Genomic DNA, 26,658 nt, shown 5'->3' on the forward strand with positions numbered 1-26,658 from the left:
TTCTACTGTTTCAATTAATTTCCTCCACCCTTCATAGCAGTGAGCATGCTGCCATAAACCTTATTAAGGGCGGTGAGGTTATCAGACAATTTGCCAAGTTCCGTTGTAAACTTGGTTGTGTTTTCACCAACTTTAGAAAGACCTGACATAGCACCGGTAAGGCTTTCATAAAACTTGTTCATGTTTTTCACGTGGCTGTCAGCATCTTTCAATTCCATTTCATACACAGAATTAAGCGCTGCCAGGTTTTTAGTAACTTTCTGTACTTGCGAATGATACTCACCGGCATCTTTTGATGCATTGGCCATTGAGCCAACAGCCTCAATGGCTGTTTTATATGACGAATTCATATCCGACAAAGCCTTCGAAGCGGTCTTTACATTAGTGGCATACTCATTAGTGGCAACGGCTGCATTTGAAAGATTATTCATCTGTTTTGCAGAATCTGCCAGATTGGTTAAGCCTTTACCCAGGTTATCCAAAAGATTTTGGTCAACCTTGGCGGTCTTTAACATTTCATCAATTTTTAGAAGAGGCGAATCCGTAGCACCGGCACCTGCCTTGCGCACCGTGGGTGTAGAAATTGAGCCTTCAAAATCTTCGGCTAATTCAGGGTAAACTTTAGTCCAATCGGTTTCTTTTGCAGGTGGTTCAAACGCACTTAAAAAGAAAATGGCTGCTTCTGTAAGCAGACCAACCATCAGCATTTGGTCGGCACCGGTTAAGTGAAGGATTTTAAATAACGCTCCAACAATTACCACCGCTGCACCAATACCATAGACTTTTGGCATGATGGTTTTAAAGAGAAGTTCTGCAAATCCGCCTTTTTTCTTGCTCATTGTAGTATGGGTTTAAGTTTTTTTGGGTCTGGTTTTATTAAAGTTAAGTAGAGATTTCTATTAATTAAAATTCGCGTCCTGACGAGCGGCCTAAGTGGGTTAAAGCACACCGGAACCCAATATAAGCGCGCGTTGAATCTTTGAATTCGTATGTACGTGTACCGGTTTCAAGGTAGTAGGCCACATCCTTCCAGGAACCACCGCGTACAACTTTTTTAGGGGCAATTTTCGCGTTGTAGCGTGAATCCTCTGGGTTGGTACGTGGGTCAATGTATTGTGGGTTCAAGTCCCAAACTGTAGGAACAGACGCAGGATTGAAATCATCTAAGCACCACTCCGAAACATTACCGGCCATATCATAAAGGCCATAGTCATTAGGAAAGTAAGATTGGACCGGAGATGTGTAAGCGAAACCATCATCATAAAAATTACCACGGCCGGGTTTGAAGTTTGCTAACATACAACCCTTTGAGTTACGGATGTATGGGTTACCCCAAGGGTATTTGGCCAGGTCACGGCCCCCGCGGGCGGCATATTCCCATTCAGCTTCTGACGGTAACCGGAAATTGGGCATCGGGAAATCACCAACGCTCTTTCTGAAATCGTTCAGGTAGGCTGTCCGCCAGTCAGAAAAGAAAACGGCAGCATCCCAACTAACACCAACAACAGGATAATCGTCATAGGCAGGGTGCCAATAATAATAGTCTTGAATAGGATCACCCATATGGTGGGCAAAATCCCTTACCCAGGCAGTTGTGTCAGGGTAATACTTATCACGGAAAGTTTGCTGATCAATGGTCTCAAAGCCTTCTATACTTCCATTGTCCACCAGATAAAAATTGGTAAACTGCCTGTATTCATTATTTGTAATCTCGGTGTCATCCATAAAGAATGAACCAATTGTAACCTGCTTGTTAAAGTTGATTTGGGTTGATGCGGGATCTTCATCAGCTTGGCCCATGTGAAAGGTTCCAGCCGGAATGGGCACCATACCATAGGGAATGGTCATTACCCAACCTTGTCTGCCGGGAACACCAACCAATTCGCCTCGGTCACCGCCACGACCACCACCGCCAATACCTAGTAATCCACAGGCGCTGGCAGCAATACCCGCAACGAGTAACAAAAGTTTAGAAGAAACCGACTTGCTCATATATCAATTACAGTTTTGCCAAAAAATTATAAAGACCCGAAATTAGTGCTTAATGCCCTATTTTTTAAAAATTGCTTACCAAATTCTACAAAATTCGCATAAAACCAAAATAATTTGCCGCCTAATGCCTGTAACGGGGGGTTCGAACGATCTTTTTAACGCCACCTGCAATTACCGGCAATTCGTACGAGAGCATTAGCTCATGCGAAAAGTTTTCCTTCGCTGCCCGATCCTTAATTACAAAGTCAACCGAATAACCAAGGCGCAACGACTTATCTTTCAGGAATGCATAGCCTAATATAAGGTTGGCCGCCTCTGATGATCTGAACGCTAATCCTCCCCACATCGTATTGCGAAGGGTGGCAATTACAGCAAGATCAACTGAAGTCTCGTTGAAATCGGTTTTTACAAGGACGGTAGGATTAATCTGAAGGTCGAAATTAACATCATAGAAATAGCCTGCTGTTAGGTTCATGTGGTTTTCAAGGGCGTTGCGTTGGCTCACTCCAAAATCAAATTCTGATTTTAAGAGGTGGTTAAAGCCTACGCCACCATAGAACTTTTCATTCCTGTACATCAGCCCCACACCAAGGTCGGGGCGGATTTGGGATTCCTTTCCGGTTTTGTCTTGAAGAAAAGGATCGGAAGGATCAATAGCACGGTACTTATCGAAGTCGAGCGATTGCGAGTACATGCCCAACTTGATACCGAAGCTAAGTTTGCTGCTTTCCTTTATGCCCAGGTGATATGCATACATGGCCTGTGCTTCCAAATTATTTTGAGGGCCTAGCCTGTCGTTCATCACATAAACACCAAAACCACTTTTAAGCTTGTGGATAGGGGTTGAGAAGGAGATTAGTTGCGAAGTTGGTGCGCCCCCATCACCAAAAGTAGACTGGTAGCCCAACCATTGGCTGCGGTGAAAAGCCGTTGCCCTGGTTACCCCATCGGCACCGGCTGCTGCGGGGGTAAGGTACAAGTGGTTAAACATGTACTGAGTAAACTGTGCGTCTTGCTGTGCAAAAAGGCGGTGACTACCGGCAAGCAGAAGGCAAAAAATTATATAGAAACCTTTCCTGAGCATTAAAGTGATAACATGCAAGGTTAAAGTAAATGCTTTTTTACGACACTTTCAACGTGCATGTAATTAAAGTGTAATAAAAAACACCTATTTGTAAAATCCAATGAATGAATCAGTTATTTAATGCCGTTGGCTTTCTTAATATAGAGTTCTATGGCGCCCGTCATGGAGGGCGCGTTGGGAAGTGGAGCCTCAATATCCAGAATCAATCCGGCATCACGCACAGCCTTTGCCGTAGTAGGTCCAAACGCTGCAATACGGGTACTATTTTGCTTGAAATCGGGAAAGTTCACAAACAAAGAGTTGATACCGGAGGGGCTAAAGAATGCCAACACATCATAAAAAACATTTTCAAGGTCGGAAAGATCGCTGGCTACTGTGTTGTAAATAATTGCCTCGGTAAACGTAAACCCATTGTCTTTTAAAAAATCGGGAATGTCATTTTTACGGATATCGGAGCAGGGGAAAAGATATTTTTCGTTTTTGTGCTTCTTCAGTATTTCCAGAAGGTCCTGAGTTGTTTTCAGGCCGGTAAAAATTTTTCGCTTACGGATAACAATGTATTTCTGCAGGTAATTTGATGTTTGCTCTGAGATACAGAAGTATTTCATATCGGCCGGCATCTCAACCTTCAACTCCTGGCAGATCTGAAAAAAATGGTCAACTGCGTTGCGGCTGGTAAAGATGATTGCCGTATGGTCCAGGATATCGATTTTCTGTTTTCGGAACTCTTTGGCAGGAACCGGTTCTACCTGTATAAAAGGGCGGAAGTCAATTTTCAGGTTAAACTTCTCCATTAATTTAAAGTATGGAGAGTTAGGGTCGGTGGGTGCCTCTTGCGTTACCAGTATGCTCTTCACTTTACGCATCCGGTCATTCACTTTTTCACTCATATCAACTTGTACTGGATTCACCTACTCGTAAAGTATTTTAAACGCTACAAAAAAAGGTATCAATTCGGTGGCACAAATGTACGAAAATAAATGAATCGCTGAGAAAGCCACCCGCCTATTCAGTTTGAAATAAATCAGTATGATCCACCCGATCATCAACCACCGTAAAGACTCATATAAAAATGTGTACCACCCCATGTGGCTACCACTAATCATAAAATAAAACACGGTGCACCCTGTTAACAGGGTGGCAATCAATAAACCTGCACGGATGAAACCCAGGAATTGAAAACCCGCCTGATCGCGAATATCAAACAAAACCGATAGAAGCATAATGGCGATGGACTTAACGAAAAAAGCCGCCAGAATAATACCGCTTACTTGAAGCCAACGAACACCTAACTCCTTGAATGTTTCTGCCTCCAAAAAAAATTGGAGCCTGTAAACTGGGGGCAACCCAATAACCATTACCATCATCATGTATCCGATAAGCAATGAAACAAAAATGTAAAATAAAATATTTGCACTGCTTGCTATTCGGGCAAACATTTGGTCTTCTTCGCTTTCGCGTAACGAAAACAACCTGGAAACAGAAAAATAATGAAATGTTAACTTGGGGTTAAGACGAAGGATTAATACAAAAAAAATAATAAGCAATAAACCCGAAACAAGAACAAAGTTGCGTGCATCATTAACGTGTCGTGTTAAGGGACCACCGGAAGAAGCCAAAGAAGGAAGTTCTGTTATAATTTGCGTTCTCAGGTTTTGAACGGTAATCCCTTCTTCCTGGTACAAGCTTATCCATAGTATTCTATTGGAGAGGCTGTCCATGTTGATCAACTTACGCTTCACCTGATCGGTCAGGAGTTGATTGTTCAACCATACGCTAAACCGATCGTTACTCTCCAATAAGAGTTTGTCGCCTTTAAAAAGCCCGGGGTTTATGGAGATATGAATGGCCTGGCCTTTGTCCATGTCGGAGTAGTTATGGTATTTACCTTCCCTAAAGACCATCCAATCGGGCCGGAAGTCCTTTATGATAAAATAATCTTGTGCTGCTATTGTGCGTGCACATAGAATTACGCCAACCAAAAAAATTATTCGCCTCATGCAGGGTCAAAAGTATGGAATAGTAACACATTCTTACAAAAACGAATATCCTTTCGAGATTTCGAATGATTAGTTTTGCCTCATGGCCGGTGTGTATTTTCATATTCCGTTTTGTAAGCAAGCCTGCTACTACTGCGATTTTCATTTCTCCACTAATCGCGATATAAAAAGCGGTATGGTTGAGGCCCTGAAAAGGGAGCTTCTTCTACAACGGCATTTTCTGCAGGATGAAAATATTAATACGATCTATTTTGGGGGTGGTACGCCATCACTTCTCAGCCAGGAGGAACTATCTGGCTTGTTGCTCACCCTGAAAGAACTATTTGCTGTTGACGCCAGGGCTGAAATCACCCTTGAAGCCAACCCGGATGATCTTACTGAAAAATATTTAACCCAATTGAAACAGGTTGGCATTAACCGGTTGAGTATCGGGATCCAAACTTTTCATAACGATTTACTCACGTTTATGAACAGGGCGCATAATGCTGAGACAGCCGTACAAATTTTTAGTTATGCCCGGGCTGCCGGATTTGACAATATTAGTATTGACCTGATTTACGCCATTCCCGGGCAGGATAACGACCGATGGCAGCAGGACATTGAACAGGCACTGCTCCTAAAACCTGAACATATCTCCTGCTACTCCCTTACCATTGAAACGAAAACCGTTTTCGGTAAATGGTCCTTAGCCGGAAAATTAAAAGTGGTTGAGGATGACATAGCGGCCCATCAGTTTGAAATGCTTATGGATACACTGGATAAAGCAGGTTATGAGCACTATGAAATATCCAATTTTGCCCAGCCCGGTTTTCAGTCACGTCATAACAGCAGTTACTGGAAGCAAGAGAACTACTTAGGCATAGGGCCAAGTGCACACTCTTACAATGGAGTAACCCGGCAATTCAACATCAGCAACAATCATCTTTACCTGAAAGCCATCGCACAAAATGTTGTGCCTGCGCAAAAAGAAACACTCACTGCGGAAGATAAAATAAACGAATACATCCTGACTACGTTGCGCACCCAATGGGGAACCGATATGGCGTACCTTAAACAAAATCATAACCACAACATCCTTGAAAATAATAGTGCTTATATTCAGCAAATAATTGCGCAGGGAATGGCCTTACTAAACCGTGACGTTTTAGTACTGACACGAAAAGGAAAACTTGTTGCCGATAAAATTGCCGCTGATTTATTTGTTGACAAAAAATGATTATTACACTAACGCTTAATACTAACACCTATTCGGTAAACCTGCATGAACCACTGGACATCTCCCTTCCCGTCCATGAAGGAAAAAATAACCCAACGTGTTACTGGGCCGATCCGGTTAAGTTTGAGACCATTCGGAAGGGCAGCTTTACAGGTAGTGTAAAGGAGGGAGGTTCGGTTAACTATCAAAAATTAATCATAACCCCGCACGGCAACGGAACCCACACCGAGTGCTATGGGCACATTTCTCCCGATGGTGCATCCATCAACAAAAGCTTGAAGCGCTATCATTTCCTGGCTCACCTCATTTCGGTTCAACCCATCAGAAACTCACTTGGGGATTGGGTAATTCCCCGACAGGCGATGAACAACGCAGCATTAATACCCGGCACACAAGCGCTCATCATCCGAACGCTGCCCAACGAACAATCAAAAAAAACAAAACAATACTCGGGCACTAACCCACCTTTTGTTGAGGCCGATGCCTTGGCACATTTAGTCGGGCAGGGCATTGAACATCTATTAATTGACTTGCCCAGCCTGGACAAAGAAGTTGATGAGGGAAAGTTATCTGCACACAAAGCATTTTGGAACTATCCGCATGAAACGAGAAAGCATGCTACAATTACGGAATTGATTTATGTGCCGGATACGATCCCCGATGGTTCCTACCTGCTTAACTTGCAAATCGCCAGCCTGGAAATGGATGCCAGCCCCAGCAAGCCGGTGTTATACAAGCTGAAAGAAGTTTTGTAACTTCCCGCTTAAGATCCCCCGATGAAATCGACTGAAGAAAAACGCGTATTCATGCTTCTTAAATCCGTGATCTTTCATTACCACGGACTGGACGAAGAAGAGAAAAAAGACCTTGACAAAACAGCAGCCGAACTGGATGCCCAGGAGGAGTACCAATGGGCCCAGGAGTTTATCGCTAAAGACTACCTCACTTCTTTCGAACGCGCACGCGATTTCCTGAATGATATTATCGCGGATTATCCAAAGGATAAGCGTGTGGAACTGATCAACATGGTGTGGCAAGCCAATAATCTTAAAGGCTATGTAACCGAAATGGAAGCCACCGCTATGTTAAAGCTTGCCAAAGACTGGAATGTGCAGAAGGAACTGATTGACCTGGTGCTGAAATAACTACAAGCTCATCATATCCTTAAACTTTGCGGCTTGCCTGCGGCTTACCTCCACTTTATCGCCACCCTTTAATTTTACCATAAGACCGCCATTGAACCACGGCTCAATACTCTCAACCCAACTTAAGTTTATAATGTGTTTACGGCTGGCCCTGAAAAAAGCGCGTTCATCCAATTTTTCATCCAAAGCATTTAGCGACTTGTGGATCATGGGGCGGTTGGTATCGAAATAAACTTTGATGTAGTTGCCATCCGACTCGAACAACCTTATGTTGGAAAGACTTACAAACCAACAACGCTCGCCATCTTTCACAAAAACCTGGTCGTTTAAACCGAGCTTCTTCTCACCTTCAGGGCGAGTGGCTGCTATTTTTGCTCTTTCCTTTTCGGCAATTTTTGAAATTGTTTCGGCCAAACGTTCGGGCTGTATGGGCTTTAATAAATAATCCAATGCGCTAACCTCAAAAGCCTTCAGCGCAAACTCATCGTATGCAGTAGTAAACACTACTAATGGAACGGAGTCAAGTTCTTCCAATAACTGAAAGCCAGTTTTGCCCGGCATTTGAATATCCAGGAACAACAAGTCGGGGTTCAATTCATTTACCATGGTAATGGCCTCATCCGCATTTGCGGCTTCGCCCACCACTTCAATGGAGGGGTGGTCCTCCAACAACTTCATCAACTCTTTGCGCGCCAGGCGCTCGTCATCAATTATCAATGCTCTCATGCGGTATGCGGATTTTGCGGTATTGTTATTTCTGTGAGCACAAAACTATCATTTTCATTAACCATTCTAAATGTGGCCTCATCCCCGTACAAAAGTTTTAGCCGCTGTATGGTATTGGTAATGCCCAGCCCGCCCCTTCCCCTTCGGGCGCCATTTAATATTTGCCCGCTGTTGCGGATCTGGATTTTTAAACGATTATTTTCAACAATCGTTCGAAGTTGTATGACCCCACCTTCAGTCAATTTCGAAATGCCATGCTTTACACCATTTTCCACCAGTGTTTGCACCATTAAAGGTGGTACCCTAAACCCGGCCGACTGGGGATCGATACTAAAGTCGGTTTTGAGACGCTCTTCAAACCGCACACTCTCCAGGCTCAGGTAATCCTTTACCATTTTGAGTTCATCTTCAAAACGGGTAAGTCCTTTTTTCTCGTACGCCAACGAGTTTCGGAGAATATTGGAAAGCTGGTTAATGGCCTGTTTAGACTTCTTCGGGTTTTCATCCACTAAGGCACGTATGCTGTTCAATGCATTAAAAATGAAATGCGGATTAAGCTGTGATTTAAGGTTGTTCAATTCAATCTCAACCATGGAAGCCTCATATTTCAACGACTTATTGTATTGCTCAATAAAATGATAAGTGAAATAAAACACACTCCACAAAAAAAAGAACACCATGTAAACGATAGATAAACCCAACACCTGATCGGGGTTAAATGCTGTATCCAGCACGTTTGTTCTACCCGTAATGAAGCCGAGCGGAATCCTGAAAAAATAGGCGACTATTGCCAACGCGCCCGAAGCCAGCAAAACGCGTGGAATAAGCCGTGGGATCTTCAGCCTTATCCATTGGCGCCTGTTAAGGTAAAGCCTGAAAAAATGAGTGATGCATAAAAACAACGATGCTTCCGCGATAAAGAAAATAGTTCTTCGCCAGCCAAAGCCCTGCTCAGAAGCCAACACGCTAATCAATATTTGAAGGATAGCATAGGCTGACCAACCACTAATCTGTAATATCCAATAAAGACGCTTTTTATTATCGACCATAAAGCCGTAAAAACAATGTTCAAAGGTAAGGGTTCCTTACCTACCCGTGGTACCGTAATTACACGTAAGGAAAAATCAGAAGAATTTGTAGCGCAACAAGTAGAAAAACAAGAGTGCCGTTGCCATGATCAAAACCCAGGTTATAATGACCAGGGGCTTCTTATAGGAAACCAACCGGGGCTCGGCCGTTAATGCATTAAAAATAAATGCTGAGCCTGCACAGGCATATAATGAAAACTCCAACATATCATTAATGTAAAGTTGGTAGCAACCTACCCCTATAAAAATTAACCCAAAAAGATATTGGCGCACCTGTGAATTCATGTCTGCTTTTTCAAACCGAAGGCAATAACGTCAATTCAACTCCACCTTCAAAAATTTTCCGGTGTAACCAGCCGGGTTATTGGCCACTGCTTCCGGGGTGCCCATGGCTACAATACGCCCGCCCAACTCACCGCCTTCCGGGCCAAGGTCAACAATAAAATCGGCTGACTTAATAATATCCATATTGTGTTCAATCACCAGCACCGTGTTGCCTTTATCCACCAGCTTTTGCAGCACATTCAACAAATGGGAAATATCCTGAAAATGCAGCCCGGTGGTTGGTTCATCTAGGATATAAAAGGTTTTACCGGTATCGCGTTTCGATAATTCTGTTGCAAGTTTTACACGCTGCGCTTCCCCACCCGATAACGTTGTAGCATGCTGACCTAATGAAATATAGCCAAGGCCCACATCAGCAAGGGTTTTGATTTTCCTTAAAATCTTGGGTTGATTTTCAAAAAAGGTCACGGCTTCTTCTACGGTCATGTCCAACACATCCGAAATAGATTTACCTTTGAAACGCACTTCAAGTGTTTCGCGGTTATAGCGCCTGCCTTTACAGGTTTCGCAATGCACGTAAACATCCGGAAGAAATTCCATTTCAATTAATCTCAAGCCTGCACCCTCACACGTTTCGCATCGACCGCCTTTTACGTTGAATGAAAACCTGCCCGGTTTGTAGCCCCTGATTTTTGCTTCCGGTAATTGAGCAAATAAATCGCGGATGTCGGTAAACACACCTGTGTAGGTAGCGGGGTTTGATCGGGGCGTTCTTCCAATGGGTGATTGATCAACTTCTATTACTTTATCAATATGTTCAAGTCCTTCTACTTTTTTATAGCCGAGCGGATCTTTTCGTGAATTGAAAAAGTGTTTGTTAAGAATGGGGTAAAGCGTTTCATGAATGAGCGTTGACTTTCCGCTGCCGGATACACCAGTAATACAGGTTAATGTACCCAGCGGGATTTCCAGATCAACATTTTTCAGGTTATTGCCTGTTGCACCAGTAAGCCTTAAATAATGGTCGCTTCCTGCTCGCCTTTCTTTGCTGTAATTGATGGAGAGCTTTCCGTTTAAATATTTTGCCGTAGTACTTCCATTTTTCAGAAAAGATTGTGGATTGCCTTCGGCTACTACCTGACCTCCATGGCGCCCTGCACCCGGACCAATATCAATAATGTAGTCCGACTCCAGCATCATTTCCTTATCGTGCTCTACAACAATTACTGAGTTACCGAGGTCGCGCAAATCTTTTAATGCCTTAATAAGCTTAACATTATCGCGGGCGTGCAAGCCGATGCTGGGTTCATCCAAAATATATAAAACGCCTACCAGTTGCGTGCCGATTTGTGTCGCTAATCGAATACGTTGTGCTTCACCTCCACTGAGCGTTCTTAAGGGGCGGTCAAGATTCAGGTACTCAAGGCCAACATCTAACAAAAAGCCAATGCGCTTGCGGATTTCTTTCAGTACTTCAATGGCAATGGTGCGTTGCTTTTCATTGAGTCGGTCTTCCAAATTCTTAAACCAATCATTGAGTTTTTTTATGTCGAGTGCTGCCAGTTGGGCAATGTTCTTTCCATCAATAAGGAAGTGCAGAGATTCCTTTTTCAATCTTGCACCGTTGCATTCCTGACAGGTTTTCACAATCATAAAATCTTCAACCCAACGTTTTATGGCTTCTGATCCTTCATCGCGTTGCTTTTCCAAAAAATTCACGATGCCTTCAAACCGTGTATTCCATTCCGTGCCCGGATATTTCACTGAGGCAACGGCCACCGGAACATCATCGCCATACAACAACACTTTCAATACATCTTTCGGTATGTCTTTAATGGGTGTGCTTAGGGTGAGTTTGTATCGTTTTAGAATGGCTTCAACTTTTTTGAAAATCCAGATGTCGCGGTATTCACCTAACGGTAAAATTCCGCCACGGCTAATGCTCAATTTCTTATCGGGGATTACCGATTCTTCGGTAATCTCTTCAACCTGTCCTAAGCCATTGCACACCGGGCAGGCACCATATGGAGAGTTGAAAGAAAACGTATTGGGTGCAGGCTCATCGTAGGAAAGCCCGGTAACAGGATCCATCAGAAATTTTGAAAAGTGATGAACCTTCTGCTGCTCATCCAACACCATAATCACACCCTTACCTTCTTTGAGTGCACGATTAATAGACTGGCCAATACGCGCACGGTCTTTAGCATCTACCACAATCCGGTCAATAACCACTTCAATGTCGTGTATCTTATAGCGATCAACCTGCATCTTAGCCGTAATGTCGAGCAACTCGCCATCCACACGAACTTTGGTAAACCCTTGCTTACGGATTTGCTGGAACAGCTCGCGGTAGTGCCCTTTACGACCTTTTACCACCGGTGCCAGCAAGATTAATTTTCTGCCTTTGAAATTCTGAAGGATAGCATCCAGTATTTGGTCTTCAGATTGGCGAATCATTCTTTCTCCGCTCAGGTAAGAATAGGCCTCAGCCGTTCGGGCAAACAGCAGGCGCATGAAGTCATAAATTTCCGTTACAGTACCTACCGTTGATCGCGGATTGCGTGATGTAGTTTTTTGCTCAATGGATATAACCGGACTAAGTCCGTTGATCTTGTCTACATCGGGCCGTTCGAGGTTGCCCAGGAAACTTCTGGCATAAGCCGAAAAACTTTCCATATACCTGCGTTGGCCTTCAGCATATATGGTATCAAAAGCCAACGATGACTTGCCACTTCCGCTGATGCCGGTTATGACAACCAGCTTATTGCGTGGAAAAGAAAGGTTAACATTCTTGAGGTTATGCTCGCGCGCACCAATAATTTCTATGAAATCGAAACCGGTTGAATCCTTTACTTTTTTCTCCGCTAATGCCCGCGCCATGAATTTTTATGAAGAATACAAAAATGGAGGAAGGATTGTTACCAGACAACAGCAGATTAATTCTGTTTCGGCTTAAAAAGAAATTTCGGTGTTGAGCAGAAGGGAACTGATTTTACCAATTTGTTCTGAGATAGGCTCATATTTCTGATTTTTCAGCGTAAGCCCGGTAGCAAGTTTAGTTTCGGGATCTACCATCCAATATTCTTTAACTCCAAATTTTTCATATAAAGTCTTTTTCTTAATCCGATCATGATCTTTGCTGCCCGGTGAAAGAATCTCTATGATGATGTCGGGCACACCATGAAAATGCCCATCAAGGTTTACTTTGCTGGAATTATTATTCAGCACAATCACTAAATCCGGCTGAACCGCATTACTTATTTCATCAAAATAAACATCAAATGGAGCGATATAAACCATCCCTTTGAGGTTCTTTTTGAAGAAGACCATTAACTGAAAATTTATTTCATTTAATACTGCCTGATGGCGCGGTAGCGGTGATGGTGACATGTATAAATTATTATCAATTAATTCCGCCAATGTCCCTTCAGGCAAGCTTTTGTAAACCTCCATGAGCGTGCGAGGCGGGCTGTCAAGTGTCGGCTTCATCATACCAAAGATACAATTAATTGAACAAAGAGGTTCACGCTACATCCCTACCCGTAACCAGCTTTAACATGGCAAACCAATCCTGTTTATCCAATTGAACAGTTAGCGCCTTAGCCCCTTCAGTCAACCTGTTTGTGTTGGTTGTACCCAAAATCGGAAAAATACCTGATGGGTGTCTTAGTAGCCAAGCCAGTAACAACTGGCTGATGCTGCAGGTGTAGCGTTGAGCAAAGGTTTCCAATTGTTTTTGAATTTCGCTGTCAGCAAAAAATTTACCTCCACCTAATGGCGACCAGGCCATGGGGGAAATCTGATGCTTCATCAAAGTATCCACCGTACCATCGAAGAGCAGTTGATGATTAAACAAAGAAATTTCAATCTGATTCGTTACCAGTGGGTCGCGTAAGTAACTTGCCAACAACTCAACCTGGGTAGGTGTAAAATTTGAAACTCCAAAAAATAAAACTTTCCCGGATTGTTTAAGCATGCTAAATGCTTCCGCCACTTCTGCGGGGTTCATCAGCGGATCAGGGCGATGGAGTAGTAATAAATCCAGGTAATCGGTTTTTAAATTTTGTAATGAATTTTCAACCGACCAAATAATGTGTTCTTTGGAGGTATCATAGTGTTTGATCTGGTGTTCCGGTCTTTTATCGGATAGAAGTTTAATGCCACATTTAGTTACCAGTTGAATTGTATTCCGCAACGATGATCGGTTCTCAATAGCTTTACCAAACAATTCCTCACAAGAATAATTTCCATAAATATCGGCATGATCAAATGTAGTAATGCCGTTTTCAAGCGATGTGTTAATCAATGCTTCGGTGTCGTTGGCCGAAAGGGCATGCCATCGCCATACCCCGGTAATAATCCTTGAGAATTCTGGTCCCTCCGGATGTATCCTTTTCCTTTCCATGCCTGTAAATTACATAAGTTTAATTGCCTTCAATCCAAATACTAAAATCTGGTTGTTAAAACGTTTGCATTCCTCATACTTCTGCTAACTTGGATAAAAAATACCACCTATGCAGAACGACATCCTTGATCTTATTAAGCAAAGGAACCCCAACGAACCAGAATTTTTACAGGCCGCTGAAGAAGTGATTGTCTCTATCTGGCCGGCCATTGAAAAAAATAAAGAGCTTCAAAAATTAAAAATACTGGAACGGATGCTGGAACCGGAACGTATGATCTCTTTCCGTGTAACCTGGCTTGATGATAAGGGTGAAATTCATGTGAACCGCGGTTATCGTGTACAAATGAACAGCGCCATTGGGCCGTATAAAGGTGGCCTTCGGTTCCACCCTTCGGTAACACCAAGCGTACTAAAGTTTTTGGCCTTCGAGCAGATTTTTAAAAATGCACTAACCGGCATACCTATGGGTGGCGGCAAGGGCGGTTCTGACTTTGATCCGAAAGGAAAATCCGAAAATGAAATCATGAAATTCTGCCAGGCTTTTATGGGTGAACTGTCGCGCCACATCAGCCACCGGTTAGATGTACCCGCTGGAGACATTGGTGTTGGTGGCCGGGAAATCGGTTATATGTTTGGTGCTTATAAGAAAATCAAAAACGAGTTTACAGGAGTGTTTACCGGCAAAGGCATTGGCTGGGGCGGAAGTTTAATCCGTACAGAAGCAACAGGCTACGGTCTGATCTACTTTGCTGAAAACATGCTGCACACCAAGGGCGATTCGATTAAGGGCAAAACCTGTCTGGTGTCCGGATCGGGGAATGTAGCGCAATACGCCATTGAAAAAATAAATAAAATGGGCGGCAAAGTTATTACAGCCTCAGACTCAAATGGGTTTATTGTTGATGAAGCGGGTATAACCAAAGAGAAACTTGAGTTTTTAAAAACGCTGAAAAACGAAAAACGTGGTCGCATAAAAGAATATGCCGATAAATACAAAAGTGCAGTCTATCACGATATTGATCCGAAGGCCGATCATAATCCACTATGGAACATTAAAGCTGATTGTGCCTTTCCGTGCGCCACACAAAATGAGGTGAACGGCAATGATGCCAACAACCTGGTGAAAAACGGTATTAAGCTGGTGGGCGAAGGCGCTAACATGCCAGTCACCATCGAAGGCATCACTATCTTAATCGATAACGGTGTGATGTACTCACCCGGCAAGGCCTCCAATGCCGGTGGCGTGGCAACTTCAGGTCTGGAAATGACCCAAAACTTTATGGGTGCCAATTGGACGCGTGAAGAAGTGGACTCCAAACTTCAGGACATCATGAAAAACATTCATGATACGTGCTTAGCCGCTGCCAATGAATACGGCAAGCCTGGCAACTATATGGTAGGTGCCAACATTGCGGGATTTTTAAAGGTGGCCAATGCAATGAAAGCCCAAGGTGTTATATAGTTATTGGTTATTCGTTGTTAGTTTTTTGCTTCAATTCTTTTGTAGAACATTAACGCGGGCTTCACTCCTTTGGCCTTTTCGCTAAGGGTGTAGTATCCTTTCCCCCAATAATCAAAAGCAATGCTTTCGCCTTGGGGCTCCTGATGATAAGGCAATAATACAGGTTGTGTTTTCAAAAGTTCAGCAATCGGTTCGTTATTACTTCTTCGCCAGTAATACACCTGTTCATAATCTTTGATTAGTATTTCCTTTCCATCGGCTGACCAATCGGCAGCCACAATCAGTGTAAACGGTAGTGCCTCCAAAACTTTTTCCGCCAACATAATTTCTGTAGTTGACTGAGGGTAAGGTAACCGGTACAGGTTTATGGCAGGCTCACGTTTTGAAAAAATATAAAGATCTTTAGTAGCCGGATCAATCATCAACGCTTCACAATCGCGAATGCCATCGGGTAATGTAAATTTTATGGAGTCTGCCTGTTCGATTTCAATTGTTGTGTCCTGTGTAGTGATAACCGGTTCCTGAAACCTGTAAATAAATTTGTATTCATACTTGGCCAGATTATCGCCAATATCCCCTATGTAAACATAAGTCTTATCCCTTTCGGGGCCGGGCCCCACAGCAATATCTTCCCAATCACGGTTTATCGTTTCTTTTAACCATACGGTTGCCCGATGCCTGCCCAATGAATCAATTAAAAATATTCTTGCCTTATCACCGCTGTCATTGTGTGTCCATAACATACCCGGATTGGCGTAGCTAGCGGCCATACCGGAGGCTTCATCGATTTTTTTTGAATTTATAACTCCCGCAATTACACCCTGCTCAAAAGTATCCTTCTGTGTTTCAGATGATCGTTCACAAGAAACTGGAATTAGGAGAATAGAAAACCAAACCAACCGAACCTTCATGGCGACAAAGAAACCAGTATCAAATCAAATTGAAAACCATTCGTAGAAAAGTTTACAATCTCATAATCAATTTATCTTTGTCTACTTTTACACGATGGCTGAAGACCTTGTATTGCCCGATGATGCTGAAGAAGAATTATTGTTCGAACACCACCGCATTGTGGCTGATCCGGGACAAGGTTTATTGCGTATCGATAAATTCCTTAACGACCGTCTGGCCAATGTGTCGCGATCAAAAATCCAAAAAGGGATTGACGATGGGTTTGTAACGGTTAACGACAAGCCTGTAAAATCCAACTACAAGGTGCATCCAAACGATGTCATTGTAATTTCATTTCCTGAACCCCCACGCGACACCGATGTGGTACCCGAAAACATTCCACTCAATATCGTTTATGAAGACGATACGTTGCTGGTCATCAACAAGCCAGCAGGCATGGTGGTGCATCCGGCTTACCAAAATTGGAAAGGAACATTGGTAAATGCCCTGGCCTATCACTTTCAAAACCTTCCTCAACTACCGGGAAATGAAGGTAAGCCCGGCCTTGTGCACCGAATCGATAAAGATACATCCGGCCTGTTGGTAATTGCCAAAACAGAGCAAGCCATGACTTCGCTGGCCAAGCAATTTTTCGATCACACTATTGAACGAACCTACTATGCTTTGGTATGGGGTATTCCTGATCCTCCGGAAGGAACGATCAATGTTCATGTTGGCCGAAGCCTGAAAGACCGAAGAGTTACGGTTGCCTTTCCGGACGGAAACATGGGGAGGCATGCCATTACACGTTACAGGTTGTTGAAAGATCTTCGCTATGTTTCATTGCTTGAATGCAAACTGGAGACTGGCCGCACCCACCAGATACGCGCGCACATGAGGTACCTTGGTCATCCATTATTCAACGATGCCATGTACGGGGGCGATCAAATTGTAAAGGGAACCGTGTTTTCCAAATACCGGCAGTTTGTTGACAATTGTTTTAAGCTAATTCCCCGACAGGCGCTGCATGCAAAAACCTTAGGATTCATTCATCCAAAAACTAAAACCTTCATGCAATTCAACTCCGAATTACCTGCAGATTTCACTGCGGTGTTGGAAAAATGGGAGAAGTATGTTCAACACGAATAGCGATCAGAATCCAAAGAAGGAACCAGATTAAACAGAAACTAATCTTTTGTTACCAGAAAGTGAAGGTTTTTTCTGAAAAGGGACGAAGGTTTTACCAGACCAACGAGCAGTCCGATCTTTTGAAAGAAGAAGGTCAGACGCCTTAAGCCTGCAGTCTCAGGCTTCGATCAGTTTTTAACGCCTTGCGAATCTCCTTCATGGCTTCGCGTTTAAAGCGTTTATACTGACTCTCATCTTGATTAGTTACCAGCATATTCTTGATATATGCCAGTACTTTTTCAGATTGCGACTGATCCAAGGCGTCCAGAGACTCCAGTATTTGGAGCTTTTGGGTGGCTGTTGTCATCGTTTTAGTGGTTGTTACTGTAAATATAACGTTTATCGGTTAGAAAAGTTTACTGTAACCCATTGATAATGAAATGATAAAGGATAAATAATATGGTCAAATGAGGTAATTTTGGGTTCTACTGATAACTGGTGAAGCGTTTATTTCTTATAAGCATCATCCTGTTGACAGCTATTTGGTTGTCAGCACAAGTTCAAAACCCCGGAACAGATGCCATTTTTCGGCCCTCTGAATTGGCAATAATACGGTTGACCCTGACTCCACAGGATAAGGCTTTGCTTCTGGATCCTGCAAACGTAAATAGTGAAAAATATTTACCAGCTATTTTTCAAATGACCAACTCGCAGTTGGACACGATCCTGGAAAAAAAGGTGGGCATCCGGTTACGGGGCAATTCATCGCGCCTGCATGAAAAGAAACCCTTCAAAATTGACTTCCGTGAATTTGGCGGAAAGAAGTTCTACAACCATAAAAAGTTTAACCTGAAACCGAATGTAAATGACCCAACACAGGTGCGCGAGCCCCTGTCATTATTGTATTTCCGCGAAATGAACGTTCCGGCAGCCCGGACGTTTCCGCTTCGGTTATATATCAATGACGAATATATGGGCGTATACATTAATGTTGAACAATTGGATGATGAATTTTTAAAACTACGTTACGGTAACGATAAGGGCTTTTTATACAAGTGCAGTTTTGGGGCAAACCTCCTGGACGATGGGCAAATCCAGAACGCGGAACTGTATGAATCAGAAATCAACAAGTCAAAAGACACGCGTGCCGAACTGGAACACTTTGTAAACGTGCTAAACAATACACCTGCTCGTTCCTTTGTAACTGAAATTGAAAAGGTATTTAATGTAGACCTATACCTGCGGCAGTTGGCGGTGGAGGCCATGCTAGGCCATTGGGATGGATACAGCTACAACATGAATAACTACTACCTGTTTTATAACGGCAACAGTGGCCTATTTGAATATTTTCCTTACGATGCCGACAACACCTGGGGCATCGATTGGTTGGGCAGGGATTGGGCTAAGCGGGATTTAACCAAATGGCCTCGCGAACAAATACCATTGCCCCTCACAAAAAGGTTATTGAATATCCCTGATTTTAAACGTCAGTACGAAGCGTATTTAAAACAATTGCTGGATGAGTATTTCAATGCATCCTTTCTGGTTACATTGTTAAATTCCTACAAAAGTATATTGGATCAAGCCGTTAAAGAGGATACCTATTTCGGCAAAGCTTTTGGCTTTACCCACGCTGATTTTTTAACCTCATTCGAAACACGATTGAACAATAATCACGTAAGGTATGGACTAAAGGAATTTCTTGAGGTGCGGAGACGCTATGCCTTTCAACAGGTGCAAGCGTTAATCCCGGAAGACAATCGTGTTGCGTCTCTTTACCCTAATCCTTCCAACCAACCCTTTGTATATTACTCCACCAGTGAAATTTTTACCGAACCTCAGGTTTATAACAGCACGGGCATACGGATGCCTGTAACCGTTAGCACAACCGATGACCAACGTATAAAAATATCGTTACCCGATTATGCCGGGGCAGGCTTGTACTATTTAATGATCGATGGTAAAGTATTGCGTTGGGCCTACTATTGATGGAAAGACTTTGAAACAAAGTTGAAAACCTCCGGTAAAGCCGTGCGCCAGTAATCCCAATCGTGTATGCCTTGACGAACCCGAAATTCGTGCGGAACTTTCTTATCGATTAAAATTGAATGAAGCTCCATGTTGCCTTTAATCAGGAAGTCCTTATCGCCACAATCAATATAATATTTCACCTTTTTCAGGTCCTCGGCATTGGCATCAGTAACCAGCGAAAGTATCCAGTTTTTTTTTAAGTGATCGGTTAACCTGGCCTCTCCTTTATTCTTACCATACGGTGGACTAAATACATAATCCCAATTTTCATCAGGCATGTTGATTAACTCATCGCGGGTGAAAATACCCGCACTTAGTGGAGCCGCTACGGCAAAAAGCTGTGGGTACTTAACGGCCATAATCATAGTTCCGTGCCCGCCCATGGAAAGCCCGGCAATACCGCGATAACGTTTTTCCGGACGTGTGCGCAATGAGGCATCAATATGCGGGACAAACTCCTTGATGAAAAAATCTTCGTACTTCACTTTTCCATCAGCGCTGTTAATATACCAACTCACCCCGCCATCGGGCATGGCAATAATCATGGAGGTCATCTCCATGTTCTGCAATTGTTTATCGGCAATAGCTTTTACTTCCCCGAACTGGGTCCATCCGGTTTCATCATCGGAATATCCATGCAACAGGTAAAGCACGGGGTACCTTCTGTTGCTTTGGTCATAGTCGGGCGGAAGGTAAAGGCTATACTCAACATCTTTGCCCAGAATTGTACTTTTGAGCTTCAGGCTTTCTTTAATTACCCCTACCTGTGCGCTGGCGGTAATTACGGACAGGAAAACCAGAAGAGGAAATATTTGCCGCATGGTACTTTGGGTTTAGATGAGCAATATAATCAATTCAAAAAATGAGCCCTCCAAAAATCAATTTGGTCAGTAAAATAATCAACGCTAAAGTTTGAATCTGTTACCATACTTTTACTGAAAATTATTTCCATGGCTATTTCAAGCTCGAAGTTAACCCAAAGTGTACATTCCGGTTCAGTTGGTGATTCGGTCCATAAAGGAATCGTCAACCCGGTTTTCCCATCCGCTGCCTACGACTATGAAGGGACTGGTGAAACACAATATCCCCGCTATTTCAACACCCCTAACCAACGTGCTGTGGCACAAAAAATAGCCGCCCTTGAAAATGCTGAAGACGGACTTATTTTCAGTTCAGGCCTGGCGGCCATCATGACATCGCTATTTGCCTTTTTGAAGCAAGGCGATCATGCCGTTTTGCAAAATGATTTATACGGTGGGACTTTTAATGCTGTAGCGGTGGAGTTTCCCCGATATGGCATTGAGTATACCCTGGTAGACGGCACCAAGCCGCAGGAATTTGAAAAAGCCATAAAGTCCAACACAAAAGTTATTTACATTGAAACACCCTCCAACCCAACCTTAACCATTACGGATATAAAAGCTGTATCAGCAATTGCGAAGCAGCATGGCCTAGTTACTATAATTGACAACACCTTTGCATCGCCAGTAAATCAAAACCCGATTGACCTGGGGGTGGATGTGGTGACGCACAGTGGCACAAAATACATTGGCGGGCACAGTGATTTGTGTTGTGGTGCTGCAGTGGCCTCAAGGGAACATATCAAACAAATCTGGAACAGTGCCTTTCACTTTGGTGGTTCGTTGGATGCCCATACCTGCTGGTTGGTAGAGCGGAGTTTAAAAACCATCGTTTTACGGGTTCGTCAGCAAAACGAAAATGCGTTGAAACTTGCGCTGTGGCTGAAAACCCATACTAAAATCGGGAAGGTTTATTATCCGGGTTTAACTGATCACCCGGGTTACGAAATTGGCAAAGCACAAATGCCCGGTGGCTTTGGTGGCATGCTTTCGTTTGAAGTTCTTGGCGATCCACATGCCTTTATGAACCGGCTCAGGCTGATCAAACGGGCATTAAGCCTGGGCGGTGTGGAGAGCACGATTTGTTCACCGGTTAGAACATCGCATGCTAAAATGACTGCGGAAGAGCGCGCAAAGATTAATGTGACCGATAACCTGGTGCGCTTGTCGGTAGGTATTGAGGAGGCTGATGATTTGATGGGGGATATTACACAGGCCTTAAAGTTTATTTAATTGATCTCTTTACTTACTAAATAATCCCTCTTTAGGCAAATACTGTCTATACGTTCAAAGTACCACGGGGCTTTAATAGATCAGAATTTTTTAATAAAAAAAACTCCGATGCCATAAGCAAATATTCTCCTTTCTTTGTTGTCAACAGGCTTAATTAATTTAGTGTAGGCTGGTCTTATTTGAAAAAACAAATTTGGTGTTAAGGAATAAGAAATCATACCACTTACCTCATACCCTAAGGAAAACCGAGGCTCTGAGTTTGTTTTATCTTCATAGAGAATTCTGTTTTTTCCGTTAACAAAATTAATGTACTCAGCATTGGAGCGTATCAAGTAATTAATCGAAAGGCCAATAGTTGCACCTGCACTAATTCTATCTGAAATTCTAACTTCTTGCTTAAGGCGATGTATAAGGAAAAAATAATTAAATTCCCTTTTAATGCTTAAAATATTATTAATGGACGTGTTTAGGTCATAATTAAAATGGGTTTTGTAGGCCAAGTAAGTAAACCCAAATGCTTGCTCCACCCCCAAAAACTTTTTTAGGGAATAAATTTTGAAAAGTTCGACAGAATAGCATGGTAAATTTTCCTTACTTACGACTAAATCTGTAAAGAAGGGTGGCCCTGCATAAACAATAGATACGGCATTTTGGTAGCCTGAATAACCTAAACCAATTTTTACACCATATGTGCCCCTTTGTATTGGCGATTGACATTTACCGTCAATGGGGAGGAGAATACAAGTTATGCTAAAAGCCAAATTGACAATTGGTACCATTTTTCCCATGTGCATGATGATTATTTATATCAATTGAAATATAGGAGTTGTGGTAATTATTTGGGTTAGCGCAAGTGTTTCTACTTGAACATGGTCCCGCATCATAATTTTGTAGAAAATAAATATGGCAAGTGTGATCGTAGGGGCAGGTTATGGAATAATTCGAGTTTTGATAAGGTGTGTTAACAAGCAAATGCTGATTGGATGGGCTAGGGTCACAGTCTACCCAATGACTGATCTTTAAATCGCCTGCCGACTGAAGGTAATGTGTCTTATGATTTTGCCAAGTCCCCAATATTTTATGTAACGATCTCAGCCTTAGATAGTAATTATGTAAAACAAGCCCAGGACCACATCCTCCTGGTAAATTACTCGCCACCCATTCTTCGTATGCAATTAGTCTATAATTTCCGATTGTACTCGCACATGAAGATACAGCTTGAACACGTCCGCTAGAGGAATTGCTTCTAATTCGTGTAACAGGGATAACTAGTATTCCATTTCCAGTTAATTGCTGTTTCAATAGTTGAGGAATTCTATCAACTGACCCTCCGGTTAATATCTTAACAACATCCCTTCTAAACTGAAAAAGATCAGAGTTAATTTTAACGATTCCATTAGCATTAAGAAACTTTCCATATGCAGGAATAGTTACATCCATGTCAATCGTACCATATTCATCGATAAATACAGAGCCCTTGTCAAGAAGATAATTTGTCTTTGATGTCCAGCCAACCTGACTACGGGAGAGTTCAGAAGATTCACCATAAATTTGTATTAGGTGCTCTAAAAAAGCATCCTCTTCTTCGATTGCTTGCTCATAAAGATCAAGTAAAGACGAGAATCCGTTATTCTGTGAGTATCCTCTAAGGATACTTGTATTTCCTTGTTCCGTGAATTCTTTTACTGAAGAGAAAAAGTGATCAAAACTTTCAAAACTTAAAAACACTTCTTGTGTGTGGGGGGGTAATGTCTGGCATGCAGCTAACAGCCAAAAATATAAATGATAAGCTGATTTTGGTGAGTAATGTTTTCATAGTATCGGGGGTTTGTATAAAAGTACAAAAGAATGATATTGAACCAAAACTGTTTTGGGGTAATGTTGGGCGTTCATTTAGTTTACCACTTTTATAATCAGAACGCATTTGCTTTCAGTACGAAATGACACCAAGTGAATGAAGCATTCGTAGTATTGGTATGTATTAAAGATTGTTCGATCGCTCTAACTTCACATAACAGGTCACAAAGTTATTTCTTCTCCACTGCATGCCCGCCAAATTCATTGCGCAGTGCGGCAACCAGTTTGCCCGCAAAAGTGTCTTCATTTTGCGTTCTGTATCGCATCAGTAAAGACATGGTAATAACCGGAATCGGCACACCCATTTCCAGCGCAGTTTCTACCGTCCATTTTCCTTCACCGGAAGAATGCGCCACACCTTTTATAGACTCGAGGTTTTTATCTTTTACCAGGGCGTTTTGTGTGAGCTCCATTAGCCAACTGCGAACAACTGAGCCGTGATTCCAGACCTTGGCAATAGCGGCCAGGTCAAAATCGGGATTGAATTTATTCATCACCTCAAATCCTTCTGCGATGGCCTGCATCATGCCGTACTCAATACCGTTATGCACCATCTTCACAAAGTGGCCGCTGCCGATTTTGCCGCAATACAACGATCCGTTTGGAACAGACATTGAGGTGAACAATGGCTTGCAATAGTGGTAGGCATCAGGAGAGCCGCCAATCATGGTGCAAACCCCGTGAAGCGCACCCGTAACCCCTCCGCTGGTACCACAATCGAGTAAGTGAATGCCTATTTTCTCCAGGTCTCGGCCGCGTCTTTGTGTGTCTTTGAAGTTAGAGTTGCCCCCGTCAATCAATATGTCATCTTTATGCAAGTAATCATTAAGGTTGTTGATGATAATGTCTACCGTGTTTCCGGCAGGCACCATAATCCAGATAACCCTGCGGCCGGGAAGTTTTTCGGTAAGGTCAGCAACTGACGAAGCCGTGGCGATACCCTCAGCCTGGATGCGCTCCATAGCGGCCTTACTGGTATCGTATGCCACTACCGCGTGACCATTACGCTTAAAGTTCAAGGCCAGGTTGTAGCCCATTTTTCCCAATCCGATTAAGCCAAGCTGCATGTTACTTTTCAGGGTTAGTACGACTATCCAATTTTAATTATCATCAGGGGCAAAACTTCCCACCCTTTCCGGTTGACTCCCATTTGCCTGACAAGACAATGCGACAAATTAATCTATTATTCAAACTTCCTGAAGTCCGCAAAGCTATTTGAGGCACATTGGCCTGCTAAAGTCCTTCCAGGTTATCCAAAAATCGATTGCATAAAACATGGAATCTTGAATAAACTTTCTGGTATACGCTGTTCATTTCCTGAACGGGTTGTATTACCATTATGGGCCTATGCGAAAAAGCTGTTTCTATACCCATAGCTTTAAAACCAACCAGGGCTGCGCCCACGGCAGAGGCATTATCATGATGGTTCAGGTAAACAGGTTTTCCGAAAATATCGGCTATTAGCTGAACCCATTCACGCGACTGCGCAAAACCACCGTTGGCCACCAGGTAAGGATAATTCAACTGTGCTTTTGCATGATCAACAATGGAGTAAAGTGCATAACCAATGCCCTCAACAATGGCACGCATAAAATGATCGGTTGTGTGATGCTGCCGGATACCGAAGAATATTCCGGAGGCAGCCGGATAATAGACAGGGGCACGCTCCCCGAAAACGTATGGCAAAAAAATAAGGCCTTCTGCGCCCGGGGTTACTTTCATGGCACGCTGAATGAATATTGACGCATCGATATTTTCTTTCAAAAAATTCCTGGAGAACCATTCGATCAATACCGCTCCATTGTTCGATGCCCCTCCTTCAATAAGGGTCTGTTCATCCAGGTGATACCTGAAAATAGTTGGTTTAGGTAATGGATTATTTTGCCTGACCGTCCAGCGTACTGCCCCGCTCGTTCCGATAGTTAACGAAAGTGAATCCGCTTGTAAAGCAAAACTGCCCAGGTGAGCCAGGCAACCATCGCTGGAACCAATAACACAATTGATGGGCTGAAGAAACCCAAGCTCATGAAGGGCATTCGTATTCGATAACAAACGATAATGGTAGGTTGAAACAGGAGTTGAAAGTTTATGCTCCTCTATTGCCGTTAATGCAAGGGCTTCATTAAACCACAAATAAGTACCCGTTTTAAGCATGCCCGTTGCCGAAGCAATTCCCTGATCAATTTCAAAGCACTGAAAAAACTTATACCAGATAAATTCCTTAACGCCAATAAATTTATGCGCACGCTCAAAAACTTCGGGTTGATGCTTTTTTAGCCAAAGCAACTTACATAAAGGCGACATGGGGTGTATGGGCGTGCCGGTGTAAGCAAAACGATCAAGTAATTCAGTGTCGCTTTGAAGTTGCGTACTTTCTTCCTCACTGCGTAAATCAGACCAGATGATGAGCGGGGTAAGTGGATTTGATTGTTCATCCACCGCCATAATGCTATGCATGGCGCTACTGAAACTCAGCGCTGAAACATTATCCTTTATGCTGGCGGGGCAATTGAGGATTACTCTTTTTACTGCCCCATAAATCTCATCGGCACATTGTTCACTAAAGCCCGGCCTGGGGTGATGTGTAGCGAATGATTGTCGATCCTGAAATAACTCCTCTCCGGATTGATTAAGCGCAAGCGCCTTTACGCTACTTGTGCCAATATCAATCGCCAGGATTACGCGTTGAGCCGAACTACTCAACCTCTACTATGATTTCAATTTCAACGGCAATGTTAGAAGGCAATGCATACATACCTACAGCCGATCGTGCATGTTTTCCCTTTTCGCCAAACACGGCAACCATCAGGTCTGAAAATCCATTGATAACTTTCGGTTGATCTTTAAAATCTTCGGTACAGTTTACCATACCCAGCACTTTTACAATCCGCTTCACTTTACTAAGGTCGCCAATTTCTGATTTAAGTGTAGAGAGCAACGCAATACCGGTTTGGCGGGCTGCATCATAGCCTTGTTCAACGGTTAAATCCCTTCCCACTTTTCCTTGTATGTTCGAACCATCGGCACGGGTTGGCCCATGGCCGGCCAGGTAAATTAAGTTACCGGTGCGCACGGCACGCACATAGTTGGCCATTGGCGCGGGGGGCGTAAAAAGTTCGACTTTCATCTCCTTCAATTTGGCTTCAGGAGTCTGGGTATAAGCTGAGCACGCAAACAAGCATAGACAAAATAAAAATGCCGACTTAACCATGTTGATTTCGTTTAATTTTATTCAATGATGACATACTGTTGTCA

The 26,658-nt window shown here is 43.1% G+C and carries 26 protein-coding genes; 7 read left to right on the top strand and 19 right to left on the bottom strand.

Annotation, left to right across the window (positions count from 1 at the left end; translation table 11 throughout):
- Positions 1-14: 14 nt before the first annotated feature.
- The 5 genes from gldL to KIT51_00090 all read right to left on the bottom strand — a co-directional run bounded on the left by gldL (position 15) and on the right by KIT51_00090 (position 5,076).
- Entirely contained in the window at positions 15-839 is an 825-nt protein-coding gene (gene gldL / locus KIT51_00070) for a gliding motility protein GldL (GenBank protein UYN86720.1), read from the bottom strand.
- A 64-nt stretch (positions 840-903) separates the two neighbouring features.
- Positions 904-1,992 (bottom strand): SUMF1/EgtB/PvdO family nonheme iron enzyme, encoded by a 1,089-nt coding sequence (locus KIT51_00075; GenBank protein ID UYN86721.1) that lies wholly within the window; start codon positions 1,990-1,992, stop codon positions 904-906.
- Positions 1,993-2,113: 121 nt separating this feature from the next.
- A complete protein-coding gene (locus KIT51_00080) occupies positions 2,114-3,076 on the bottom strand; it encodes a type IX secretion system membrane protein PorP/SprF (GenBank protein ID UYN88442.1) in 963 nt (320 codons plus the stop codon).
- A 113-nt stretch (positions 3,077-3,189) separates the two neighbouring features.
- Positions 3,190-3,966 (bottom strand): uroporphyrinogen-III synthase, encoded by a 777-nt coding sequence (locus tag KIT51_00085; GenBank protein UYN88443.1) that lies wholly within the window; start codon positions 3,964-3,966, stop codon positions 3,190-3,192.
- Positions 3,967-3,987: 21 nt separating this feature from the next.
- Positions 3,988-5,076 carry a DUF4271 domain-containing protein gene (locus KIT51_00090; GenBank protein ID UYN86722.1) on the bottom strand — a complete coding sequence of 363 codons (1,089 nt, stop codon included), beginning with the start codon at positions 5,074-5,076 and terminating at the stop codon, positions 3,988-3,990.
- Positions 5,077-5,158: 82 nt separating this feature from the next.
- Between KIT51_00090 and hemW the strand changes: the two genes are divergently transcribed.
- The 3 genes from hemW to KIT51_00105 are packed head-to-tail and all read left to right on the top strand — an operon-like array spanning position 5,159 to position 7,437.
- Positions 5,159-6,292, top strand: a complete 1,134-nt coding sequence (hemW, locus tag KIT51_00095; GenBank protein ID UYN86723.1) for a radical SAM family heme chaperone HemW — start codon at positions 5,159-5,161, stop codon at positions 6,290-6,292.
- On the top strand, positions 6,289-7,047 hold the full coding sequence (locus KIT51_00100; GenBank protein ID UYN86724.1) for a cyclase family protein: 759 nt from the start codon (positions 6,289-6,291) through the stop codon (positions 7,045-7,047). Before hemW ends, KIT51_00100 begins: the two co-directional genes overlap by 4 nt.
- Before the next feature lie 21 nt (positions 7,048-7,068).
- Positions 7,069-7,437, top strand: coding sequence for a hypothetical protein (locus KIT51_00105; GenBank protein UYN86725.1), 369 nt, complete (start codon positions 7,069-7,071; stop codon positions 7,435-7,437).
- Here KIT51_00105 and KIT51_00110 read toward each other — a convergent pair whose 3' ends face one another.
- From KIT51_00110 to KIT51_00135, 6 genes are all read right to left on the bottom strand, one after another.
- Complete coding sequence (locus tag KIT51_00110) at positions 7,438-8,163, bottom strand: LytTR family transcriptional regulator DNA-binding domain-containing protein (GenBank protein ID UYN86726.1); 726 nt, start codon at positions 8,161-8,163, stop codon at positions 7,438-7,440.
- Positions 8,160-9,089, bottom strand: coding sequence for a histidine kinase (locus KIT51_00115; protein ID UYN88444.1), 930 nt, complete (start codon positions 9,087-9,089; stop codon positions 8,160-8,162). Before KIT51_00115 ends, KIT51_00110 begins: the two co-directional genes overlap by 4 nt.
- A gap of 198 nt (positions 9,090-9,287) precedes the next feature.
- On the bottom strand, positions 9,288-9,536 hold the full coding sequence (locus tag KIT51_00120; GenBank protein UYN86727.1) for a hypothetical protein: 249 nt from the start codon (positions 9,534-9,536) through the stop codon (positions 9,288-9,290).
- Positions 9,537-9,566: 30 nt separating this feature from the next.
- Entirely contained in the window at positions 9,567-12,416 is a 2,850-nt protein-coding gene (gene uvrA, locus KIT51_00125; protein ID UYN86728.1) for an excinuclease ABC subunit UvrA, read from the bottom strand.
- Between the two features lie 72 nt (positions 12,417-12,488).
- Positions 12,489-12,989: a Uma2 family endonuclease gene (locus KIT51_00130; protein ID UYN86729.1), complete on the bottom strand. Its 501-nt coding sequence runs from the start codon at positions 12,987-12,989 to the stop codon at positions 12,489-12,491.
- Between the two features lie 70 nt (positions 12,990-13,059).
- The gene (locus KIT51_00135) at positions 13,060-13,941 is read right to left on the bottom strand and encodes an aldo/keto reductase (protein ID UYN86730.1); all 882 of its coding nucleotides are present in this window, start codon (positions 13,939-13,941) and stop codon (positions 13,060-13,062) included.
- Between the two features lie 109 nt (positions 13,942-14,050).
- Here KIT51_00135 and gdhA point away from each other — a divergent pair, with 109 nt between their 5' ends.
- Entirely contained in the window at positions 14,051-15,403 is a 1,353-nt protein-coding gene (gdhA, locus tag KIT51_00140; GenBank protein ID UYN86731.1) for an NADP-specific glutamate dehydrogenase, read from the top strand.
- Between the two features lie 17 nt (positions 15,404-15,420).
- Here gdhA and KIT51_00145 read toward each other — a convergent pair whose 3' ends face one another.
- A complete protein-coding gene (locus KIT51_00145) occupies positions 15,421-16,173 on the bottom strand; it encodes a hypothetical protein (protein UYN86732.1) in 753 nt (250 codons plus the stop codon).
- 235 nt (positions 16,174-16,408) lie between these two features.
- On the opposite strand from KIT51_00145, the gene KIT51_00150 reads away from it, so the two are divergent.
- Positions 16,409-17,443, top strand: a complete 1,035-nt coding sequence (locus KIT51_00150; protein UYN86733.1) for an RluA family pseudouridine synthase — start codon at positions 16,409-16,411, stop codon at positions 17,441-17,443.
- A gap of 142 nt (positions 17,444-17,585) precedes the next feature.
- Here KIT51_00150 and KIT51_00155 read toward each other — a convergent pair whose 3' ends face one another.
- Positions 17,586-17,789, bottom strand: coding sequence for a hypothetical protein (locus KIT51_00155; GenBank protein UYN86734.1), 204 nt, complete (start codon positions 17,787-17,789; stop codon positions 17,586-17,588).
- 131 nt (positions 17,790-17,920) lie between these two features.
- On the opposite strand from KIT51_00155, the gene KIT51_00160 reads away from it, so the two are divergent.
- Positions 17,921-19,411, top strand: coding sequence for a CotH kinase family protein (locus KIT51_00160; protein ID UYN86735.1), 1,491 nt, complete (start codon positions 17,921-17,923; stop codon positions 19,409-19,411).
- Here KIT51_00160 and KIT51_00165 read toward each other — a convergent pair.
- Positions 19,405-20,274, bottom strand: coding sequence for an esterase family protein (locus tag KIT51_00165; protein UYN86736.1), 870 nt, complete (start codon positions 20,272-20,274; stop codon positions 19,405-19,407). The two genes, KIT51_00160 and KIT51_00165, sit on opposite strands and share 7 nt — an antisense overlap.
- Before the next feature lie 129 nt (positions 20,275-20,403).
- Here KIT51_00165 and KIT51_00170 point away from each other — a divergent pair, with 129 nt between their 5' ends.
- Complete coding sequence (locus tag KIT51_00170) at positions 20,404-21,546, top strand: PLP-dependent transferase (GenBank protein ID UYN86737.1); 1,143 nt, start codon at positions 20,404-20,406, stop codon at positions 21,544-21,546.
- 80 nt (positions 21,547-21,626) lie between these two features.
- On the opposite strand, the gene KIT51_00175 is transcribed toward KIT51_00170, so the two are convergent.
- From KIT51_00175 to KIT51_00195, 5 genes are all read right to left on the bottom strand, one after another.
- Entirely contained in the window at positions 21,627-22,334 is a 708-nt protein-coding gene (locus KIT51_00175; protein ID UYN86738.1) for a hypothetical protein, read from the bottom strand.
- Positions 22,297-23,274, bottom strand: coding sequence for a hypothetical protein (locus KIT51_00180; protein UYN86739.1), 978 nt, complete (start codon positions 23,272-23,274; stop codon positions 22,297-22,299). The genes KIT51_00175 and KIT51_00180 overlap by 38 nt, the downstream gene beginning before the upstream one ends.
- Before the next feature lie 299 nt (positions 23,275-23,573).
- Complete coding sequence (gnd, locus tag KIT51_00185; GenBank protein ID UYN86740.1) at positions 23,574-24,470, bottom strand: decarboxylating 6-phosphogluconate dehydrogenase; 897 nt, start codon at positions 24,468-24,470, stop codon at positions 23,574-23,576.
- A 166-nt stretch (positions 24,471-24,636) separates the two neighbouring features.
- Positions 24,637-26,106, bottom strand: a complete 1,470-nt coding sequence (locus KIT51_00190; GenBank protein ID UYN86741.1) for a gluconokinase — start codon at positions 26,104-26,106, stop codon at positions 24,637-24,639.
- Positions 26,099-26,614, bottom strand: coding sequence for a RidA family protein (locus KIT51_00195; GenBank protein ID UYN86742.1), 516 nt, complete (start codon positions 26,612-26,614; stop codon positions 26,099-26,101). Before KIT51_00195 ends, KIT51_00190 begins: the two co-directional genes overlap by 8 nt.
- Positions 26,615-26,658: the final 44 nt, after the last annotated feature.

The organism is Cyclobacteriaceae bacterium (assembly GCA_025808415.1).
In the GTDB taxonomy this organism is placed as follows: Bacteria; Bacteroidota; Bacteroidia; order Cytophagales; family Cyclobacteriaceae; genus UBA2336.

Coding starts and splice junctions, on each gene's coding strand:
- KIT51_00085 (UYN88443.1), bottom strand. CDS start 3,966: ATGAGTGAAAAAGTGAATGACCGGATGCGTAAAGTGAAGAGCATACTG.
- KIT51_00100 (UYN86724.1), top strand. CDS start 6,289: ATGATTATTACACTAACGCTTAATACTAACACCTATTCGGTAAACCTG.
- KIT51_00120 (UYN86727.1), bottom strand. CDS start 9,536: ATGAATTCACAGGTGCGCCAATATCTTTTTGGGTTAATTTTTATAGGG.
- uvrA (UYN86728.1), bottom strand. CDS start 12,416: ATGGCGCGGGCATTAGCGGAGAAAAAAGTAAAGGATTCAACCGGTTTC.
- KIT51_00150 (UYN86733.1), top strand. CDS start 16,409: ATGGCTGAAGACCTTGTATTGCCCGATGATGCTGAAGAAGAATTATTG.
- KIT51_00155 (UYN86734.1), bottom strand. CDS start 17,789: ATGACAACAGCCACCCAAAAGCTCCAAATACTGGAGTCTCTGGACGCC.
- KIT51_00195 (UYN86742.1), bottom strand. CDS start 26,614: ATGGTTAAGTCGGCATTTTTATTTTGTCTATGCTTGTTTGCGTGCTCA.
- KIT51_00170 (UYN86737.1), top strand. CDS start 20,404: ATGGCTATTTCAAGCTCGAAGTTAACCCAAAGTGTACATTCCGGTTCA.
- gdhA (UYN86731.1), top strand. CDS start 14,051: ATGCAGAACGACATCCTTGATCTTATTAAGCAAAGGAACCCCAACGAA.
- KIT51_00080 (UYN88442.1), bottom strand. CDS start 3,076: ATGCTCAGGAAAGGTTTCTATATAATTTTTTGCCTTCTGCTTGCCGGT.
- hemW (UYN86723.1), top strand. CDS start 5,159: ATGGCCGGTGTGTATTTTCATATTCCGTTTTGTAAGCAAGCCTGCTAC.
- KIT51_00130 (UYN86729.1), bottom strand. CDS start 12,989: ATGGAGGTTTACAAAAGCTTGCCTGAAGGGACATTGGCGGAATTAATT.
- gldL (UYN86720.1), bottom strand. CDS start 839: ATGAGCAAGAAAAAAGGCGGATTTGCAGAACTTCTCTTTAAAACCATC.
- KIT51_00135 (UYN86730.1), bottom strand. CDS start 13,941: ATGGAAAGGAAAAGGATACATCCGGAGGGACCAGAATTCTCAAGGATT.
- KIT51_00165 (UYN86736.1), bottom strand. CDS start 20,274: ATGCGGCAAATATTTCCTCTTCTGGTTTTCCTGTCCGTAATTACCGCC.
- gnd (UYN86740.1), bottom strand. CDS start 24,470: ATGCAGCTTGGCTTAATCGGATTGGGAAAAATGGGCTACAACCTGGCC.
- KIT51_00175 (UYN86738.1), bottom strand. CDS start 22,334: ATGGGAAAAATGGTACCAATTGTCAATTTGGCTTTTAGCATAACTTGT.
- KIT51_00110 (UYN86726.1), bottom strand. CDS start 8,163: ATGAGAGCATTGATAATTGATGACGAGCGCCTGGCGCGCAAAGAGTTG.
- KIT51_00145 (UYN86732.1), bottom strand. CDS start 16,173: ATGGCCGCTAGCTACGCCAATCCGGGTATGTTATGGACACACAATGAC.
- KIT51_00105 (UYN86725.1), top strand. CDS start 7,069: ATGAAATCGACTGAAGAAAAACGCGTATTCATGCTTCTTAAATCCGTG.
- KIT51_00090 (UYN86722.1), bottom strand. CDS start 5,076: ATGAGGCGAATAATTTTTTTGGTTGGCGTAATTCTATGTGCACGCACA.
- KIT51_00075 (UYN86721.1), bottom strand. CDS start 1,992: ATGAGCAAGTCGGTTTCTTCTAAACTTTTGTTACTCGTTGCGGGTATT.